General features: G+C 66.6%; 1 protein-coding gene. It reads right to left on the bottom strand.

Going from position 1 to position 1,486, the window contains the following annotated elements:
- Positions 1-42: 42 nt before the first annotated feature.
- The gene (locus tag APZ21_RS00875; RefSeq protein ID WP_082392722.1) at positions 43-1,293 is read right to left on the bottom strand and encodes an IS701 family transposase; all 1,251 of its coding nucleotides are present in this window, start codon (positions 1,291-1,293) and stop codon (positions 43-45) included.
- Between the last annotated feature and the right edge of the window lie 193 nt (positions 1,294-1,486).

Genomic DNA, 1,486 nt, shown 5'->3' with positions numbered 1-1,486 from the left:
TACTCCAGCCGTAGTTCGTGATGCCGCCGCTTTGCGGCGGCATCACGGGCTGGGCGGTTTGGTGTGTCGGCGCTGGTAGTGGCTGATTTTGGCGCGGTGTTGGTGGCGTCGTCGCCACAGTGATCGGCGGAGTCGGTGGCCGATGTCGAGGATCGGGTGCCAGATCAGCATGGCGGCGAGGTGGTGGATTTCGTTGCGGGTCAACGGGATCAAGGGTTCGGGTGTGGTTGGGGTGGCGTGCTCGGTGGCGGCCAGCACGGTGAGCAGGGCCAGTGCCAGCATGGACAGCGCGGTCCATCGGTGCCAGGAGGCCCAGCGGCGGACCTGGTGCTGGTCGAGCCCGGCCAGACCCTTGCCGGATTGGAAGTCCTCCTCGATCGACCACCTCCGCCCGGCCACGCCGACCAGGGTCTTCAGGGTGACCGGACCGGCGGCGTAACAGCGGTAATAGGCCAGCTCACCGGTGGTGCGGTTACGGCGGGCCAACAGCCACCGATGCCCCGGTGCCGGATCGTCGGTATCGATGCCGATCCAGGCCCAGTCGTAGACCCGAGGACCTTTCGCGCCGTGCCCGGCCGAGATCGCTTGCCACGCCTGCCGGGGCAGTCCGGCCACCACCGCGTCAGCGCGAACGCGTCCGGCAGCGGTGCTCACACGGCGGTCACAGGCGATGGCCAGCACGTATCCGACACCACGGGATTCGAGGGTGGCCCGGAGTTTCGGGTCGGCGCCGTAGACCTCGTCGCCGGTGACCCACCGTGCGGGCACGCCCGCATCCAACGCTTGGGTGATCATCGCCTGTGCCAGTGCGGGTTTGGTCGCGAATCCCACCGATTCGGGCACACCGGCGCGCTGGCACCGCTCCCGGTCGGCCATCCAGGATTTCGGCAGGTACAAGGCCCGATCGATGAAGGTGTGACCCCGCGCGGTGGCGTAGGTCAAGAACACCGCTACCTGGGAATTCTCGATACGACCAGCCGTGCCGGTGTATTGACGTTGCACGCCGACAGTCGAGGTGCCCTTTTTCAGGTCCCCGCTTTCGTCCACCACGAGGATCGCATCGGTGTCACCGAGAGATCCCACGACGTAGTCACGCAGATCCTCGCATACCGCGTCGGCGTCCCACACGGCACGAGACAGCAAGTGCTGCATAGCATCCGGTGTTTCGTGCCCAGCATGTTCGGACAAGGTCCAGCAGTTCTTGTCCGGTAGTTCCGAGGCCAGCCCGGCCACCATCTCCCGCGCCGTCCTACGCGGTTCGACCCGCCGGAACCGCCCGGCGACACGCCCCATCAGACCCTCGAACTCTTCGCGCCACCGATCACCCGCTACGCTATGCGCAGCGGTCACCGCGAATTCAGTTGTATTGCACACACATTCGACAGAATCACGCGGTGGCCGCCCTCACCGGCCCGACACGCCGCCACCCCCGAACCCCATCGTGACCAGGCCGTCGGCCTGGTCACGAACTACGGCTGGAGTACTA

The organism is Nocardia arizonensis, assembly GCF_001310275.1.
GTDB lineage: Bacteria > Actinomycetota > Actinomycetes > Mycobacteriales > Mycobacteriaceae > Nocardia > Nocardia arizonensis.
The sequence above is the reverse complement of the archived record's forward strand: the minus strand, read 5'-3'. Positions and strand labels throughout refer to the sequence as shown.